The sequence below is a fragment of the Staphylococcus sp. HMSC62A08 genome, assembly GCF_001839105.1.
Classification (GTDB): Bacteria; Bacillota; Bacilli; order Staphylococcales; family Staphylococcaceae; genus Staphylococcus; species Staphylococcus caprae.
This window is the reverse complement of the sequence record NZ_KV840056.1, coordinates 62,822-79,920: the sequence shown is the minus strand read 5'-3', so window position 1 is coordinate 79,920 and position 17,099 is coordinate 62,822. Positions and strand designations below refer to the sequence as shown.

The following is a 17,099-nucleotide window of genomic DNA, read 5'->3' as shown; positions in this document are numbered from 1 at the left end:
CCTCATGATTATATTGAACTTCTGCATTAGGGTGCTGTTCAATACTTTTAGCCATCTTACGTGTTAACTCACCGTAATTCACATCTGTACCTTCATCAATTTTACTGGCTGCCATAATCTCATTGCCTGTACGACCTTTCATCATTAATGGCATCCATTTTTTCATTTCTTCAATATCTTCTGTATATTCAATATTGTCGAACATTGGGAAGTTACGCATTGCTTCGTAACGATTTTTCAAGAATTGTACGTTATTCTTACCTCTTACGAAACTAATGTGAGGAAGGGGATTAATAAATTCTCTAGGATTATTAATGTTGCCACTTTTCACGAGGTGTCCCCAGAATTGCTTAGAAATTTCAAATTGTTCATTAATTTCTTTCGCTTTTTCGATATCAATTGAACCATCAGGTTGTTGAACTGTATAGTTCAGCTCACATAACGCAGCATGTCCTGTACCGGCATTGTTTCTTTCATTAGAACTCTCGATACCTGGACGATCTAAACGTTCATAGAGTTTGATGTTCCAATTAGGTTCTAATTCTTTAATCATAGAACCAAATGTCGTACTTAAGACACCAGCGCCAATAATCACTATGTTTTTTGACTTGTTGCTAGGCATTTTTGCTCACCTTTCTAAAATGATTTCGTGCAAAAATAATTAAATTATTGCGCTGACTCTTATTATAAGTGCTGTATTTCTATAACAAAAATACATATTTTCAATAACACCTATTCCATTTTGTAATAATTTGGACACAATATAACCATTGATTAGACAAAAAATAGTCTATGAGTTCAGATAATGGATCGTCTAAATTTTATTCATCAATGTGTGTGACAGAATTAATAATAATTCTTCAATTGGTTTGCTACGCTCATCTAAGATATGAAAACTCACTTGTCCCTCATTCTTAGCCCAATGTGATAATTGTTCATTTTCATAATTTGTAATGATACAAGTTTCTGGGCTCATTTTTTTAATAAAATAATCTTCATTATCATAAGTGAACTTAACCGGTTTATTAACCAACGTAAACTCTTTCATATCAATTTTTGTGTTTCTATAATTACAATGAATTTCTCTGAAATTTCTAAAGTTTGGTATACATTTAGAAGTGAAAATAATATTTTTCTCCAAATCTCTAACAACATAAGACGTATAGATGCCTGCTTGAGGAATAATAATGTCTAAACCTTTGATAAATGGATTCGGATAAGCTTTTCTTATGTACAAATAAGGATTTCCATCGTTGTACATTGTCTTCCATCTTCTATCAAAGTAATTGCTGAGTGTGTAATTAATCATTCGTCATCAACCTTCGATTTTTATAATTATCAATAACTATATATTCCCTATTCCCATGGAAAATAAAACAACTAGCGGAAAGTTTAAAATTGACTTTATTTAAGAGAAAACAAAACGCTCTACGAAGTATTAAATACAGAAGTAGCAGTAAGACGACTCCTAATTGGAATCATCTTACTGCTATTATTTTTGGGGATTATGTTTCAACTTGGCTTTACTTAAATGAGTAATCGGTACGTTTAAGAATTTTTATTTGTAATTACTCATATGGGTTTCCAAACTTTTTACAATACTCATAAAAACCATACTTATTCATAAAAGATTGTTTTTCGATGTTTTCGTTCGTATCTAGTTCTATCATTTTGAGTACGTATTCAGAAAAATCAATTGTTGCAGTACCGTTAGCTGTTACGAGATTTCTATCACGTGTAGCCTGAGTTTTAATAAAAGATTCTTTATTATGATAGTTCCCAAATGAAGACCAAAGTTCAACTGAGTTTCCAGTATGCTTAAAGTGATTTAAAAAACCATTTTTGGCCAAATAGCAACTGCACCACAAATAGCGCCAATAGGTTTCGATTTATCAAAGAAATTATGAATATATTCTAGTAAAGTAGGTGAATCAATATTCCAGGTGTTTCCACCTATTAAGATAAGTAAATCTCCTTGAGGACGAAGAGTATTTAAATTATAGTCAATGGCGGTATGCATACCACCAATTGAAGTAACACTATCTTGCAAAGAAACTGTCTTCACTTGCCATTTTGTATTTTGATTAAGATATGGACTAAGAAATGCGATTTCCCAATCTGCATATTCATCTAGTAATAAAAATAGAGCAGTTTTCATAAATAGACTCCTTTGATTAATGGCCTTTATGTTTTTCTTTTGCTTTTTGTTTTTTGATTGAACGCTTATAAGCTTCATGCTTTTCTTTATTTTGTTTCTTACGCTTTTTTCGTCCTTTTTTCTTTAATTCTTGTTCTTTCTTCATAGCTTCTTGAGCAATAGTTGTGAATTTAGGCTTTTTTTGTTCTTTTGCTACTTTTCTTTGTAGTCTTTTAGGATTGACCTTTTTTGTTTGAGTTTTCAGTGTAGTTTGAGTCTGAGTGTTGTCTATCAAACGTTCTAATTCGTTGATGATAAATTCAATCACTTCTTCATCATTAGGTTCTTGACCAAAAATATGTTTAGAAAATTTAACTGAATTGTTCATCGAGAATTCAACTAAACCTATAAAAAACTGACCATCATGAAATACTGATAATTTCATGTCTAGTCCCTCCTCTTAATTAAACTTGAAATGATGGACAACCTGAGGAGGAGGGTTACTGACAAATCCTATGAATTTGCATTGGGACTACCAACCCAATTGTGTTTTTACATTTCACTATTTAGTATTACATGAACTGAAAAATATTACAAAACACCTATTTTTTAAAACTCACACATATTACCAATAAAAGTTTGTCACGTTGATGATTTTAGAACCTATGCAATAGTGCATTCAGTATTTTTTGAAAAGTTGCGTTAAACTTGATATAAGTATTATATGCAAGGTACATACATAATTGGGAAATTTATAAAATAAAATCAGGTGATATGATGTTTCAAAGAATACTAAGCGTGACAGGCGTGTTATGCGTGGTCACATTATTATCAGCTTCTCCAAGTTTTGCAGTGGAAAAACCAACCTCTTTATTAAAGAACAAAGATAATACGAAAATTTCAAGCACATACGAACCTCAATCTTTAACACTCTCAACAGAACAAGGTCAAATACTATATAGTTATCATGAAAATAAAAAAGTAGACCCTGCTTCTTTAACTAAAATGATGACAATGTATTTGACACTAGATGCTGTAAAATCTGGAAAACTACATATGAACGATAAAGTGAAAATTACTACCCAACAGGCGCAATTATCTCGAAAATCTAACCTATCCTCAGTTCCTTTAAAAGCTGGTCAAATCTATACAGTTAAAGAAATTTTAAGTCAAACTGCTTTAGCATCTAGTAATGCTGCTGCTTTAATTCTAGGAGAAAAGGTATCGAAATCGACGTCTACTTTTACAGATCAAATGAATCAACAAGCAAAGCAATTTCATATGAATCATACCCACTATACAAGTCCTACAGGGGCAGATACTCATTTATTAGGACCTAGTGCCCCTGAAAAGTATAAAAACCAAGGTAAGACGCAAAGTACATCTAAAGATATGAATATAATGATGTATGAAATGTTAAAAAATCATCCGGAAATACTGAAAATTACTAAGAAAACGTCAGAAACTCAAAAAGGACAAACGTTTAAATCTACAAACTTATCTTTAAAAGGGCAGCCTAAGTATTATAAAGGGACTGATGGTTTGAAAACAGGAACAAGTGATTCAGGATATAGTTTAGCTTTGACGAATAAACAACATCGTTTAAGGCTGAATGAAACGATTCTAGATGTGTCGCCTTATCCAAGTGAAACAGCTAAACTTACACGTAATGAAATTGCGAATGATATGATGAAGTATTATCGTAAACAATACGAGTATAAAAAGGTTTTATCCAAAGGAGAGCACAAGATTGATGGTACAACATATGATGTGAAGAAAGATTTATATGACGTTGTTCCTAAACATCAAAAATGGTATATCGCCATTAATAGTAAAGGTAACGCATATGTTCACTATAAACGAAATTATCTCGAGGGTGCTTCATATCCTTCGGTCAAAGCTGATAAAAAAAGTAAAGGTATATTAAGTTGGTTATCGCATTTGTTTTTGCGATAACCTATTATTTTGAAGTTTAATGTAAGCGTTTTACCATATTTGTACTAATACTTACATGTAATATGTTAATATTCAATTGACAGAATGTTCCGACATCATCAAGCGTTATAACTTTCATACAAGGGGGTTAGGCCCATGCCTAAAAAGTTATTTAGTATTGATTTAAACAAGACAATGGATCAACAAGCGCATCCAGGACATAACAGATGGCATCCAGATATTCCGGCAGCATTTTCAGTAGAACCTGGAGAATCATTTAGAATGGAATGTTTAGACTGGACTGATGGACAAGTAGGAAATAATGATGACGCAAATGAAATTAAATATGTCAATTTGAATCGTGTCCATGTATTAAGTGGTCCTGTGTATGTGAATGGTGTCGAACCAGGAGATTTACTTGTCGTTGATATTCTAGACATCGGAACTTTTCCTGAACATGAATGGGGATTTAACGGTATCTTTGATAAAACGAATGGAGGCAGTTTCTTAGTGGACCATTATCCTAATGCGACCAAGTCTATTTGGGATTTCAATGGAATCTATGCTACTAGTCGACATGTTCCAGGCGTCGAATTTGCAGGGGTTATTCATCCGGGCTTAATTGGAGTGGCACCATCTCAAGAAATGTTAGACGAATGGAATCGTCGTGAACGTGCGCTTGTCGATACAGACCCGGACCGTGAACCTGTGTTAGCGAATTTACCTACTGAGGATGCGGCAGTATTAGGTACGCTTAAAGGAAGAGATTTTGATCGTGTAGCTAAAGAAGGCGCACGTACAGTTCCGCCTCGTGAAAATGGGGGCAACTGTGACATCAAAGATTTATCAAAAGGGTCTCGAATTTACTTCCCAGTTCATGTTAAAGGTGCCAAATTATCTGTAGGTGATTTACATTTTTCTCAAGGTGATGGAGAAATTACATTCTGTGGTGGTATTGAAATGCCAGGATGGATTGAATTACGCGTGAATGTCATTAAAAATGGGATGGAAAAATACCATATTAAGAAAAACCCAACATTCAAACCAGGTCCACTTTTACCGAATTATAATGATTATATTGTCTTCGAAGGTATTTCTGTAAATGAATTTACAGGTGAACAAAAATATAATGATGCGACCACTGCATACAGAAATGCAGTGCTTAATGCGATTGAATTCTTGAAAACACGAGGATTCACTGGAGAGCAAGCTTATATGCTACTAGGTACAGCGCCAGTGCAAGGCACAGTTGCCGGTATCGTAGATGTTCCGAATGCCTGCTGTACGATTGCGATTCCGAGAGAGATATTTAAAGACGATATTGTACCGAGTTTGGAGCCTGATGAATAATGCCAAAATATACTTATGATTGTTCAACGTGTGGGCCATTTACAATGAGACAATCCATGAATGAACAACATGAATATGCTTATTGTCCACATTGTGACGACACATCTACACGTGTATTTAACGCTTTTCAAACTTATAAAATGGATGGAAAATTAAAGCAACGTATTGAAAAAGGTCAACAACCTCGTGTTGTTACTAAAGATAAGTTGCCGACAAATAAACGTAAAAAAGCCACACAAGGAAGACCTTGGATGGCAGGACACTAAGCGCTAAAATAAGAACCTTCGCTAAATAATGACACAATTGGGGGTCATATCACTATCTAGCGAGGGTTTTCATCTATAATAGTTATTAAAATTTTTTAATGTGTGTTTCTCTAATGCCATTTATAATTTTGACGACTTCTCGTGTTAAATCTTCGACTGAACGCTTTTGTCCCTCTTTTAACCAAGCATAAATAATGCGCAAGATACCACCAGCCATGAATTCCATGTAAACTTCTAAATCAATATTAAATCGAATGCCATGACGGATGTCGAAATTAACCTGTCTTTCAACACCCTTATAAAGCTGGTTATATACAATGCGGGTAATTTCGTCATAATAGGCAATAGTAAAGACGCTTTGGATAGTATCTCTATTTTCTATTAAAAAATAAAGCGTCTCCCTAACTATATTTTCGAAATATGTTTTCGGTTCTTTCACCAATAAATTATCTAAATGAGATTCATGCAAACTGTTGAAAAAGTTAGCTAGAACTTGGTTTAATAAATCATATTTATCACTGTAATGACGATAGAAAGTTGAGCGACGTACCATAGCTCGATCACACAAATCTTGAACAGTAATCTGACTAAAATTCTTCGTCTTAAGTAGTTCTAAGAATGAATCCATAAGCGCACGTTGTGTCTTCTTAACACGTAAATCATTGTTATTCATTTTTTATTCACCTCATTAATCCGACACTTCAAAATCTGTGTGATTGATGCATATATTGTTTGATGGTTGCTCTGTAAAATAATTTCTGAGCGTTGCAAATTAATAATTAACAGCATTTACTATAGTACTTCACTTATAGCCTGAGCACAATTGCATTGTACTACTTTTATTGTTGAAAATGGTGTTGAGGTGTATGGTCGAGATAGTACTTTTTAAAATTTAGCATGATAATTATGTACACCATTCAGAATAGTAACCACTTCTTTTGTTAAATCATCTATTGAACGTTCTTGGCCGTCTTGAATCCAAGCATACATTGTACGTAATATGCCTCCTGCAATAAAGTCAGCAAGAATATCTATATCAACATTAAATTCAACCCCATGACGTATTTCAAACTGTATTTGAGCTTTCATACCTTCATACAATTGCTCATATATAATATCAGTGACTTCATCATAGAGTGCCATAGTTAGTACATTTTGAACAATAGGTTTATGTTCATATAAATAATCCAATGATTCACGAATCACTTTCTCGAAGTGGGGTCTAGGATCATCTGGATTTAAAGTTGTAGAATGTTTCTCTCTCACTCTAAAAATCAACTTTTGTATCAATAATTTAAGTAAATCATACTTATCGTCGAAACGTCTATAAAATGTTGAACGTCTGACTAAAGCTTTGTCACATAAATCTTGGACGGTAATTTGACCAAAATCTTTCGTTCTTAGCGTTTCAAATAAAGCATTTAATAATGCTTGTTCAGTTTTTTCTACACGCAGATCTTTATTTTTCATTATACACCTCTTAATAATGAGACATTTATTAAAATATGTCACATAAGTATCAGATGGCTTAATTTGCATTCACATTCTTTGATTTAAAATTGATATAATCCTAATTGTGATTACAATTGAATAAATCTTTTGAGTGGGCAATGATATTACTATATAAGCCATACTAACTCATTAAATTGGGCTTTATGGGTTAGTATGTTTTGTGTGGTAATTAGAGTATACTGTTAATTTTTTCTCAAAATCACTTACGCAGCTTTATGCTGCATCCCTAAATTTTTGTGTATTAATGTAGTCATAGTATCTCTAGTTATTGCGTGTGTTGAGCAAAATGCTAATCGTTATCGATTGGTATTTTGCTTTTTTTGTGGAGGATTTTAAAAATATGTGCAAGCAACAGAGTTTTAAATTTAGAATTGCTTAAAGATAATATGTATAACTACATTTTAGAATAATATATCTATTAGAGTTAAACAAGGTGTATATGAGATTAAAAGAAGATGATGTGTGGATGAGTTAAAATGCAAAGGTAAAAGTGTGTTTATAATTGAAAGAATTTTCAGAAAAATACTTGTAATATTAATTTCGTCATGGTAGTTTAATACTACATTTTCACTTTAGTACAATATAGCATTAAAGTGTTTGGGTCGAGGTGACATCTTGTGAGTAAATTAGACATAATTTCGATTAAAGAAAAGGAATTAGCATTTCTAAAGTATTTCAAACAACAAGGTTATCAACTTGTTGATTTTAATTTAATAGAAAAGTTGAACTGGGGAAATCTTACGCATGAAGATTTACAACAAATGGAAGAACGTCATTTTTGGCAACATCATAAACACTTATATGCCTTAAGAAACGATTTTACTGATCAATTATTTAGATATTACTCAGCTTATCCTTCAAATCACCAACAAGTTGCGTATGCTGGTGACATTATTAGAAATAATAAAGTGATTAAACAAATAGGAATTGAAAATTATCATCCTTCACGTGAAGTGATTAAAAACAGTTTTATACATTTTCACAAATTCATTAAAAGCGGTCTTCATGATCGTATACAATTTGTGATTCTTGGACACTATCAATTGATCGATGCACTTCTAGACCAACAGTTTCAAACACCCGACGTAGTAGAAATGATTGAAGAAAGAAATATATCAGGTTTGGTTAACAAATTGGGTGTGCATCATCCGCTTATTCGAATATTGAAAGAGAACACATTAAATCAACTCCAGTTGCTTCCCAATTACCTCAGCGCTAACCATCCTGCGCTTCAAACATTGCAATTGTGGGAAGGATGGCTAAAATCATGGGGATTGAAAGATATTCATCTCGATATTACTGCACAGCCACCAAGGTCTTATTACAAGGGTGTATTTATCAAATGTCATTTAGAACAATCGCACGAAAGCGTGTTGACAGGTGGGTACTACCATGGTGAGTTAGAAGGTTTTGGCTTAGGTTTGACGCTGTAATTTTATAAAAGGGGAAGGAGCGAATGTCATGTTACGTGTAGCATTAGCAAAAGGGCGATTATTAGACAGTTTCATAGACTATTTACAGCGAGTAAAACAGATAGACATGTCTGAGGCGTTATTATCGAGAAAAAGGTTATTACTGCTTACTGTAGATAGCATTGAATTTATTCTAGTTAAAGGAAGCGATGTACCTACATATGTTGAACAAGGTATTGCGGATGTTGGGATAGTCGGGAGCGATGTGTTAAACGAACATAAATTTAATATTAATAACTTATTAGATTTGCCATTTGGGAAATGTCACTTTGCTTTAGCTTCTAAACCTCAAACGACGGCGTACAAAAAAGTAGCGACGAGCTATGTTCATACGGCCACACAGTACTTTGCCAACCAAGGAATGGATGTTGAACTCATTTATTTAAATGGTTCAGTCGAACTTTCATGTCTTGTTGATATGGTTGACGGGATTGTAGACATCGTACAAACAGGTACAACACTAAAGGCGAATGGTCTTGTTGAGAAGAGACATATTGGAGATATCAATGCCAAGTTAATTACGAATAAAGAGGCATATTTCAAGAAATCTACTGAAATAGAAAGGTTAATTAAGCAATTGGGGGTGTCTATTGACTATGCTTAAAGCACAACAATTTATAGAACAATTTGCTCAGAATGAAACATTAGACGAATCACAGTATCCGTTAGTACGAGATATATGTGAGGAAGTCAAATTAAAAGGGGACCGTGCACTAAAAAATTATAATTTAACATTTGACCATGTGAAAACGGATCAATTAGAAGTGGCTCAATCTAAACTCAAAGAAGCTTATGATAATTTAGACGAAACAACACGACATGCCCTTGAACAAAGTTATAGACGAATTAAAGCCTATCAAGAAAAGATTAAGACAAACATGACCCAACTTAAAAGCGAGGAATGCTACGAAATCTATCATCCTATTGAGCGCGTAGGGATTTATGTTCCAGGAGGTAAAGCGAGTTATCCTTCTACGGTACTAATGACGGCAACGCTTGCACAAGTAGCAGGGGTAAAGCATATTACCGTCGTCACACCACCTCAACCGGACGGGATTTGTAAAGAAGTATTAGCAGCTTGTTACATTACTGGCGTGAACCATGTTTATCAGGTCGGTGGAGCTCAAAGTATTGCCGCGTTGACGTATGGAACAGACGCTATTGAGAAGGTCGATAAAATTGTAGGACCAGGCAATCAATTTGTAGCCTATGCTAAAAAGTATGTCTTCGGGCAGGTAGGTATCGACCAAATTGCTGGACCTACAGAGATTGCGTTGATTATAGACGACACTGCAGACTTAGATGCGATTACCTACGATGTCTTCGCACAAGCAGAACATGATGAAATGGCACGTACTTATGTAATTAGTGAAGATGAGCACGTATTAAACCAACTAAAAACTAAAATAACTAAAGCGATCGCAGATGCGAAACGTAAAGATATTATTTCGAAAAGTATCGCTCAACATCATTATTTAATTTTAGCTTCAAATCATGACGAAGCATGCCAAGTTATGAACACGATTGCCCCAGAACACGCATCTATTCAAACAAAAGCACCAGAAACATACGTTGAAAAGATTAAATATGTAGGTGCGTTATTTTTAGGACATTATTCTCCTGAAGTGATCGGTGACTATGTAGCTGGACCTAGTCACGTCCTTCCAACAAACCAAACTGCTAGATTTTCAAATGGGTTAACAGTAAATGATTTTATGACGCGCAATTCAGTGATTCAGTTAACGCAACAAACCTTTAAAGAGGTCGCGCATTCAGCAGAACACATTGCACATATTGAATCTTTATATAACCATGAAAAGTCTATTCAAATACGCAATTAAGGAGGGACACATATTGATACGTATAGATAAGAATGAAAGTCCCATAGCACCTTTATCACAGGTTCAACTTAATGAAATTTTGAAAGACATGCAATATAACTTATATCCTGATGAAGAATATCAACGATTTAGAGAAGCTTATGCTTCATTTTATAAATTAAAGCCAAATCAAGTGATTGCGGCAAATGGTTCAGATGAATTAATTCAAAAATTGATGTTGATTATGCCAGAAGGGCCTGTGCTCACGTTAAATCCTGACTTCTTCATGTATCAAGCGTATGCAGCACAAATACAACGTCCTATTGAATTTGTAGAATCTGATCAAGATTTACAATTTAATTTGCAACACATTTTAGATCGTATTGAAGCGGTTCGCCCATCATTTTTTATTATGAGTAATCCACATAATCCGACTGGAAAGCAATTTGATATGACTTTCATTAACTCAATAAGTGAGAAATTGAATAAGATAGGTAGTTACTTCGTTATAGATGAAGCATATCTTGATTACGGTCAACCTTACGAGGTTCCGAATACCCCTCATGTTATTCGCATGCGTACACTTTCGAAAGCTTTTGGTATAGCAGGGTTACGCCTTGGTGTCATCATCGGTCACGAAGCAACGATTCGTTTGATTCAACGTATAGAACATCCTTATCCACTTAATAGTTTTACATTGAAAGTGGCTACGTCACTTTTTATTTCTGAAAATGACACAACAGCATTTTTAAAGAGACAACGTACACTAGCGACACAATTGAAAGCGATTTTCACCAAGCATGTTGTAGACGTTATCAAAGTGTATCCTTCCTATACAAACTTTGTCTTAACTAAAGGCAAACTCGCGCATGATTTAGGGGAATTTATTTTCAAAAATGGGTTTAAACCACGAATTTATGAAGAAGAAAATATGAAAGATTATGTCCGTTATTCTATAGCCACTGAGGAACAGCTTGAGCAATTAGAAGGCATTGTTAAAGAATGGAGAGAGCGTTATGACTTATCGAAAAATACGTAACATCAATGAAACACAATTAAATATTGAACTTGCTAATAATGGTCAACCATCTCATATCGATACGGGCGTAGGTTTCTTAGACCATATGCTGACACTTTTTACGTTTCACAGTGGTTTAACTCTAAATATTGTAGCGAACGGTGATACATATGTAGATGATCATCATGTTACTGAAGATATTGGTATTGTCATAGGTCAATTGTTACAAGAACTGACACGTGACCAAAGAAGCTTCACTCGGTATGGAAGTGCCTATATACCAATGGATGAAACGCTCGCACGTACGATTGTAGATATTAGCGGTCGTCCTTATCTTTCTTTTAACGCCAATCTCAGTAAGGAAAAGGTAGGCACATTTGATACTGAACTAGTTGAAGAATTCTTTCGAGCGTTAGTGATTAATGCGCGTTTAACCGTTCATATTGATTTAATTCGAGGTGGCAATACGCATCATGAAATTGAAGCGATATTTAAATCATTTGCTAGAGCGTTAAAGGTAGCGCTCATGCCTACTAAAGATGGTCTTATTCCTTAATCTAAAGGTGTGATTGAATGATTGCAGTTATAGATTACGGTTTAGGAAACATCAGTAACGTAACTAGAGCTATTAAACATTTAGGGTATGAAGTCGTTTTGACGTGTGAAGAAGCAGAAATGATGTCTGCTGATGCTATCGTTTTGCCAGGTGTAGATCATTTCAAAGATGCAATGGTATCCATTCACTCTAAAGGGTTAGATCAAATCTTAAAAAAGATTGATGGCACACCGATTATTGGAATATGTCTAGGTATGCAGTTGTTATTTGAGCATAGTGCTGAAGGAGACGTCGAGGGTTTAGGACTTGTCCCGGGAAATATTGTGCCGATTCAAAATTCGTATCCAGTACCTCATTTAGGATGGAATCAGTTACACAGTCAACATCCTTTATTACAAACCGATGTTTATTTTGTTCATTCGTATCAAGCAGAAATGTCTGAGCATGTTGTGGCGTATGCTAATTATGGTACTCAAGTTCCAGGCGTCATCCAATATCGTCATTACATTGGGATTCAATTTCACCCTGAGAAAAGCGGTGAACATGGCTTAGCCATTTTAAAGCAGGCATTGAAAGGCGGTTTTATTGATGATTGAATTATGGCCAGCAATCGATCTCATAAATTCAACAAGTGTTAGATTAACAGAAGGTAAATATGAGTCCGAAGAAAAGATGGAAAGATCTGTTGAAGACAGTATCGAATTTTATAGTGAGTTCGAGAGTGTGAAACGTATCCATATCGTCGATTTAATCGGTGCGAAAGCTAAAGAAGCGAGAGAACTGGATTATATTAAAACATTGAGAGGCCTTACGAATAAGCCAATTGAAGTAGGAGGCGGCATCCGTACAATATCGACAATTGAAGACTATTTTAACGCTGGTATTGATTACTGTATCGTAGGTACGAAAGGTATTCAACATCCTCAATGGTTAAGTGAAATTGCCAATCATTTTCCAGGAAAAATTTATCTATCAGTGGATGCGTATCACGAAGATATAAAGATCAATGGTTGGGAAGAAGATGCACAACTCAATTTGTTTGAGTTCGTATTACAAATAGAAGGATTACCGCTTGGTGGGGTTATTTATACAGATATTTCAAAGGACGGAAAGTTATCAGGGCCAAACTTTGATATCACAGGTCGACTAGCTGAGTTTACAAATTTACCTATCATTGCGTCTGGTGGCATAAGACATCAACATGATTTGAAACGTTTAGAGCAACTTAATGTACATGCGGCCATCGTTGGTAAAGCTGCACATCATGCAACATTTTGGGAGGGATTATCTTGATTAAGAAGAGAATTATTCCTTGTTTAGATGTGAAGGATGGTCGTGTAGTGAAAGGGGTTCAATTTAAAGGATTGAGAGATATTGGAAACCCTGTTGATTTAGCTTTGTATTATAACGATGCAGGTGCAGATGAACTTGTCTTTTTAGATATTTCAAGAACTGAGGCAGGGCACGATTTAATGCTTGAAGTGATAGAGGAAACGGCTAATCAACTCTTTATCCCTCTTACAATTGGAGGCGGCATTCAAACATTGGATGATATTACACAATTACTTCATCACGGTGCGGATAAAGTGTCATTGAATTCAAGCGCCCTAAAAAATCCTGAACTCATACGACAGGCGAGTGAAAAGTTTGGAAGACAATGTATTTGTATCGCAATAGATAGTTATTACGATGAGAATAGACACGATTATTTCTGTACGACGCATGGCGGTAAAAAATTAACAGATGTCCGTGTCTATGACTGGGTTCAACAAGTAGAACATTTAGGCGCAGGAGAACTTCTCGTTACAAGTATGCGTCATGATGGGATGAAACAAGGGTTTGATATTGAACATTTGTCCGAGATTAAGTCCTTAGTTAATATCCCAATAATAGCTTCAGGAGGCGGAGGAAACGCTCAGCATTTTGTAGAATTATTCCGAAAAACAGATGTATCTGCAGGTTTAGCAGCAAGTATTTTACATGATAAAGAGACATCGGTTAATCAGATTAAAGAAACATTGCGCCAAGGAGGTATACCTGTAAGATGAGAAAAGATGTAGATTTTTCAAAAGGATTAGTGCCAGCCATTTTACAAGATGCAATGACAAATCAAGTATTAATGCTTGGTTACATGAACGAAGAAGCGTATCAAAAAACTGTAGATGAAGGTGTAGTCACTTTCTATTCAAGGTCTAAAGAACGATTATGGACGAAAGGTGAGTCTTCAGGACATACGCAAAGCGTTGTAGATATTCATATAGACTGTGATAATGATACATTACTTATAAAGGTCAATCCTAATGGGCCTACATGTCATACGGGAAGCCAAAGTTGTTTTAATACTGAAGTTCCTTTTGTGGTTCAATCGCTCCAACAAACAGTGCGTGAAAGTGCTAAATCGAATAAAAGCAAGTCTTACACGCAATACTTACTTAAAGAAGGGATAGAGAAAATTTCTAAAAAGTTTGGGGAAGAAGCTTTTGAGGTGGTCATTGGTGCAATGAAGCACAATCAACAAGAAGTTGTTAATGAAACAGCTGATGTCATGTATCATTTATTCGTGTTATTACATGCATTAGACATTCCGTTTTCAGAAGTGGAAAAAGTGTTAGCACAACGACATCAGAAAAGTAATAACTTTAAAGGTGAGAGAAAAGATATCCAACAATGGTAAATGGATCATCTATAGAAGAAAAGCCTCTAAACTGAAATGATTTAAAATTTCAGTTTAGAGGCTTTTATAATAGTATCAATGTTTATATGGGTTATTTTTGTATATAACGATTTAAATGCTTTGCGGTAACTGAATTCTTTATTTTTAGTAGTCCGGCAGGCTGACCGCTATATAATAATTGGCCACCTTTATCTCCAGCATAAGGACCAATATCAATAAACCAATCGGCTTGAGTCATCATCGTTAAATTATGTTCAATAAGAATAACAGTATTACCTTGTTCAATCAAATGGTTAAAGCAATCGATAAGGACAGGTAAATCATCTTCATGAAGTCCAGTCGTTGGTTCATCGAAAATAAAGATTTGATCGTGTACATCTTCAGTGAGATATCGACTTAATTTAACACGTTGAATTTCTCCACCAGACAAAGTATCTAAAGATTGACCTAAAGTCATATAGTTAAGCCCAGTGTTCGCTAATGCTTGAAGCGGACGAGTGATACTTTCTTGTCCGTCAAACTGCGCAATGGCTTCACTGACAGTGAGTGCTAAGATATCCGCGATAGAGTTACCATCTACTGTTGCTTCTAGTACTTCAGGGCGGTATCTTGTGCCATTGCACATCTCACAAATTTGGGAAAAGTCTGGCATAAATGCAAGTTCAGTTTTAATAACACCTTTACCATGACATTCAGGGCATGCACCTTCAGAATTATAACTAAACATGCTTTTTTTCATGCCCGTGTGTTGACTAAAGAAACTTCGTACATCATCAAAGATATTTAAATACGTCAGTAAGTTAGATCTATTAGACGCATGAGGTGGTTTCTGATCGATAAAAATAGCACGATCATCGTGTTCAAATGCTGCTGAAATAAGCGAACTCTTTCCAGAACCAGCCACACCTGTCACGACGGTCATAGCTTGTTTAGGTAATTGCGTTGAAATATGATTTAAATTATTTCGTGAGATATCTTTGATATGAAACATCTCTGAAGTAGTTCTAGGATTCTCTTTGAGATTATGCCTTTTGTTTAAAGCTTTACCCGTGCTCGTTTGAGATTGAAGTAAGCCATCATATGTCCCCTCGAACATAATCTCTCCGCCATCTTTCCCGGCATTAGGTCCAATATCAATCACATGATCGGCTGTTTGTATTACATCGGGGTCGTGTTCGACCACAAGCACTGTGTTTCCTTTCTCTTTAAGCGACTGAATCATATCATTAATTCTTTGAATATCTTCAGGATGTAGTCCAACGCTTGGCTCATCAATAATATAAACTAAATCACTTAGTGGACTATTTAAATGTCTGATCAGTTTAATACGTTGAGATTCGCCACCTGACAGCGAAGTTGTCTCTCGTGATAAAGTTAAATAATTCAAACCGATATAACTCAATGCCTGTAGTTGTTGCTTTAATGGTTCAATAATCACTTTGGCTGTATTTGAATTGATATTTTCTAGAAAATGAACGGCATCATCTATAGGTAAATCGGTGAAATCAGCGATATTCATACCATTGATTTTACAACTTAAAACTTTATCATTGAGTCTTTTACCATGACATGATGGGCATTCATGTTTTGATACAACACGATCAATATCAGCTTTGAAACGTTTCTTTTCAAAATTATCATTAAGCAAGAAAGAACGTCTAAAGCGATGAATTAAACCTTCAAATTTTGCTGTTCTTGGCCAATTTGAAGGAGGATTTTTTAATTTTGTAGGTTCAGTATATAAAAATGTATCCATTTCTTCTTTAGTATAGTCTCTTAATTTCTTATCATTATCAAATAACCCGGTATAGAGGTAACGTTTACCACGCCAACTGTCAGGTCTAAAGGAAGGAAATTTAATTGCATCTTCATTTAGGGATTTATCGAAATCTAGTAATTCGTTTAAATCAATATCCTCTACATAACCGAGACCTGAACATGTATCACACATGCCTTTAGGATTATTAAAAGAGAAAAATATCTGAATATCCTACAAAGGGTTCTCCAATTCTTGACCACAACAGTCTTACAGAAGCATAAATATCTGAAATAGTACCTACAGTAGAACGTGAATTTCCGCCAAGACGTTTTTGATTTATAATCATGGCGACAGGCAAATGATTGATTTGATCGACATTTGGTTTTTCGTATTGAGTTAATTGGTGTTGGACATAACTTGAATATGTTTCATTTAATAGTCGTTCTGACTCAGCGGCTATCGTATTAAAGACTAATGAAGACTTACCTGAGCCCGACCTCCCTGTAAATACAGTTAATTGATGTTTAGGGATGCTGACATCAATATTTTTAAGATTATTTTGTTTAGCTCCTAATATTTCAATGTTTGACATTCTTTTCA

15 protein-coding genes and 3 pseudogenes are annotated in these 17,099 nt (G+C 34.8%); 11 read left to right on the top strand and 7 right to left on the bottom strand.

Annotated features, from left to right (window positions below):
* The 4 genes and pseudogenes from HMPREF3264_RS12045 to HMPREF3264_RS12030 all read right to left on the bottom strand — a co-directional run.
* Nucleotides 1–622, bottom strand: a 622-nt coding sequence (locus HMPREF3264_RS12045; RefSeq protein ID WP_176746847.1) for a malate:quinone oxidoreductase, incomplete at its 3' end; no start/stop codon positions are given.
* A 192-nt stretch (nt 623–814) separates the two neighbouring features.
* A complete protein-coding gene (locus HMPREF3264_RS12040; RefSeq protein ID WP_256323995.1) occupies nt 815–1,309 on the bottom strand; it encodes a tubby C-terminal domain-like protein in 495 nt (164 codons plus the stop codon).
* A gap of 259 nt (nt 1,310–1,568) precedes the next feature.
* Nucleotides 1,569–2,158, bottom strand: a pseudogene (locus tag HMPREF3264_RS12035) (type 1 glutamine amidotransferase family protein).
* Between the two features lie 16 nt (nt 2,159–2,174).
* A complete protein-coding gene (locus HMPREF3264_RS12030) occupies nt 2,175–2,582 on the bottom strand; it encodes a YjdF family protein (protein ID WP_070873462.1) in 408 nt (135 codons plus the stop codon).
* Nucleotides 2,583–2,914: 332 nt separating this feature from the next.
* On the opposite strand from HMPREF3264_RS12030, the gene pbp4 reads away from it, so the two are divergent.
* The 3 genes from pbp4 to HMPREF3264_RS12015 all read left to right on the top strand — a co-directional run bounded on the left by pbp4 (nt 2,915) and on the right by HMPREF3264_RS12015 (nt 5,688).
* A complete protein-coding gene (pbp4, locus tag HMPREF3264_RS12025; protein WP_070873461.1) occupies nt 2,915–4,093 on the top strand; it encodes a penicillin-binding protein PBP4 in 1,179 nt (392 codons plus the stop codon).
* Nucleotides 4,094–4,228: 135 nt separating this feature from the next.
* Nucleotides 4,229–5,422 (top strand): formamidase, encoded by a 1,194-nt coding sequence (gene fmdA / locus HMPREF3264_RS12020; RefSeq protein WP_070873460.1) that lies wholly within the window; start codon nt 4,229–4,231, stop codon nt 5,420–5,422.
* Nucleotides 5,422–5,688, top strand: coding sequence for an FmdB family zinc ribbon protein (locus HMPREF3264_RS12015; RefSeq protein ID WP_070873459.1), 267 nt, complete (start codon nt 5,422–5,424; stop codon nt 5,686–5,688). The genes fmdA and HMPREF3264_RS12015 overlap by 1 nt, the downstream gene beginning before the upstream one ends.
* Nucleotides 5,689–5,773: 85 nt before the next feature.
* Here the strand turns inward: HMPREF3264_RS12015 and HMPREF3264_RS12010 are convergent, their stop codons facing one another.
* A complete protein-coding gene (locus HMPREF3264_RS12010) occupies nt 5,774–6,361 on the bottom strand; it encodes a TetR/AcrR family transcriptional regulator (RefSeq protein WP_002444754.1) in 588 nt (195 codons plus the stop codon).
* Between the two features lie 212 nt (nt 6,362–6,573).
* Nucleotides 6,574–7,158 (bottom strand): TetR/AcrR family transcriptional regulator, encoded by a 585-nt coding sequence (locus tag HMPREF3264_RS12005; protein WP_037541756.1) that lies wholly within the window; start codon nt 7,156–7,158, stop codon nt 6,574–6,576.
* Between the two features lie 659 nt (nt 7,159–7,817).
* On the opposite strand from HMPREF3264_RS12005, the gene HMPREF3264_RS12000 reads away from it, so the two are divergent.
* The 8 genes and pseudogenes from HMPREF3264_RS12000 (at nt 7,818) to hisF (ending at nt 14,740) form a co-directional block, all read left to right on the top strand.
* The gene (locus HMPREF3264_RS12000; RefSeq protein WP_070873458.1) at nt 7,818–8,633 is read left to right on the top strand and encodes an ATP phosphoribosyltransferase regulatory subunit; all 816 of its coding nucleotides are present in this window, start codon (nt 7,818–7,820) and stop codon (nt 8,631–8,633) included.
* A gap of 28 nt (nt 8,634–8,661) precedes the next feature.
* Complete coding sequence (gene hisG, locus HMPREF3264_RS11995) at nt 8,662–9,276, top strand: ATP phosphoribosyltransferase (RefSeq protein ID WP_070873457.1); 615 nt, start codon at nt 8,662–8,664, stop codon at nt 9,274–9,276.
* Entirely contained in the window at nt 9,269–10,513 is a 1,245-nt protein-coding gene (gene hisD, locus HMPREF3264_RS11990; protein WP_070873456.1) for a histidinol dehydrogenase, read from the top strand. Before hisG ends, hisD begins: the two co-directional genes overlap by 8 nt.
* 13 nt (nt 10,514–10,526) lie before the next feature.
* A complete protein-coding gene (locus HMPREF3264_RS11985) occupies nt 10,527–11,531 on the top strand; it encodes a pyridoxal phosphate-dependent aminotransferase (RefSeq protein ID WP_070873455.1) in 1,005 nt (334 codons plus the stop codon).
* Nucleotides 11,509–12,066 carry an imidazoleglycerol-phosphate dehydratase HisB gene (hisB, locus tag HMPREF3264_RS11980; protein ID WP_070873454.1) on the top strand — a complete coding sequence of 186 codons (558 nt, stop codon included), beginning with the start codon at nt 11,509–11,511 and terminating at the stop codon, nt 12,064–12,066. The genes HMPREF3264_RS11985 and hisB overlap by 23 nt, the downstream gene beginning before the upstream one ends.
* A 17-nt stretch (nt 12,067–12,083) precedes the next feature.
* Complete coding sequence (gene hisH / locus HMPREF3264_RS11975; protein WP_070873453.1) at nt 12,084–12,662, top strand: imidazole glycerol phosphate synthase subunit HisH; 579 nt, start codon at nt 12,084–12,086, stop codon at nt 12,660–12,662.
* Nucleotides 12,655–13,359, top strand: coding sequence for a 1-(5-phosphoribosyl)-5-((5-phosphoribosylamino)methylideneamino)imidazole-4-carboxamide isomerase (gene hisA / locus HMPREF3264_RS11970; RefSeq protein ID WP_070873452.1), 705 nt, complete (start codon nt 12,655–12,657; stop codon nt 13,357–13,359). The genes hisH and hisA overlap by 8 nt, the downstream gene beginning before the upstream one ends.
* Nucleotides 13,356–14,740 (top strand): annotated as a pseudogene (hisF, locus tag HMPREF3264_RS13045) (imidazole glycerol phosphate synthase subunit HisF). The gene hisA and the pseudogene hisF overlap by 4 nt, the downstream one beginning before the upstream one ends.
* A 91-nt stretch (nt 14,741–14,831) precedes the next feature.
* Here hisF and HMPREF3264_RS11955 read toward each other — a convergent pair.
* Nucleotides 14,832–17,091: pseudogene (locus HMPREF3264_RS11955) on the bottom strand (excinuclease ABC subunit UvrA).
* Nucleotides 17,092–17,099 lie beyond the last annotated feature (8 nt).

Coding starts and splice junctions, on each gene's coding strand:
- HMPREF3264_RS12040 (WP_256323995.1), bottom strand. CDS start 1,309: ATGATTAATTACACACTCAGCAATTACTTTGATAGAAGATGGAAGACA.
- HMPREF3264_RS12030 (WP_070873462.1), bottom strand. CDS start 2,582: ATGAAATTATCAGTATTTCATGATGGTCAGTTTTTTATAGGTTTAGTT.
- pbp4 (WP_070873461.1), top strand. CDS start 2,915: ATGTTTCAAAGAATACTAAGCGTGACAGGCGTGTTATGCGTGGTCACA.
- fmdA (WP_070873460.1), top strand. CDS start 4,229: ATGCCTAAAAAGTTATTTAGTATTGATTTAAACAAGACAATGGATCAA.
- HMPREF3264_RS12015 (WP_070873459.1), top strand. CDS start 5,422: ATGCCAAAATATACTTATGATTGTTCAACGTGTGGGCCATTTACAATG.
- HMPREF3264_RS12010 (WP_002444754.1), bottom strand. CDS start 6,361: ATGAATAACAATGATTTACGTGTTAAGAAGACACAACGTGCGCTTATG.
- HMPREF3264_RS12005 (WP_037541756.1), bottom strand. CDS start 7,158: ATGAAAAATAAAGATCTGCGTGTAGAAAAAACTGAACAAGCATTATTA.
- hisG (WP_070873457.1), top strand. CDS start 8,662: ATGTTACGTGTAGCATTAGCAAAAGGGCGATTATTAGACAGTTTCATA.
- hisD (WP_070873456.1), top strand. CDS start 9,269: ATGCTTAAAGCACAACAATTTATAGAACAATTTGCTCAGAATGAAACA.
- hisB (WP_070873454.1), top strand. CDS start 11,509: ATGACTTATCGAAAAATACGTAACATCAATGAAACACAATTAAATATT.
- hisH (WP_070873453.1), top strand. CDS start 12,084: ATGATTGCAGTTATAGATTACGGTTTAGGAAACATCAGTAACGTAACT.
- hisA (WP_070873452.1), top strand. CDS start 12,655: ATGATTGAATTATGGCCAGCAATCGATCTCATAAATTCAACAAGTGTT.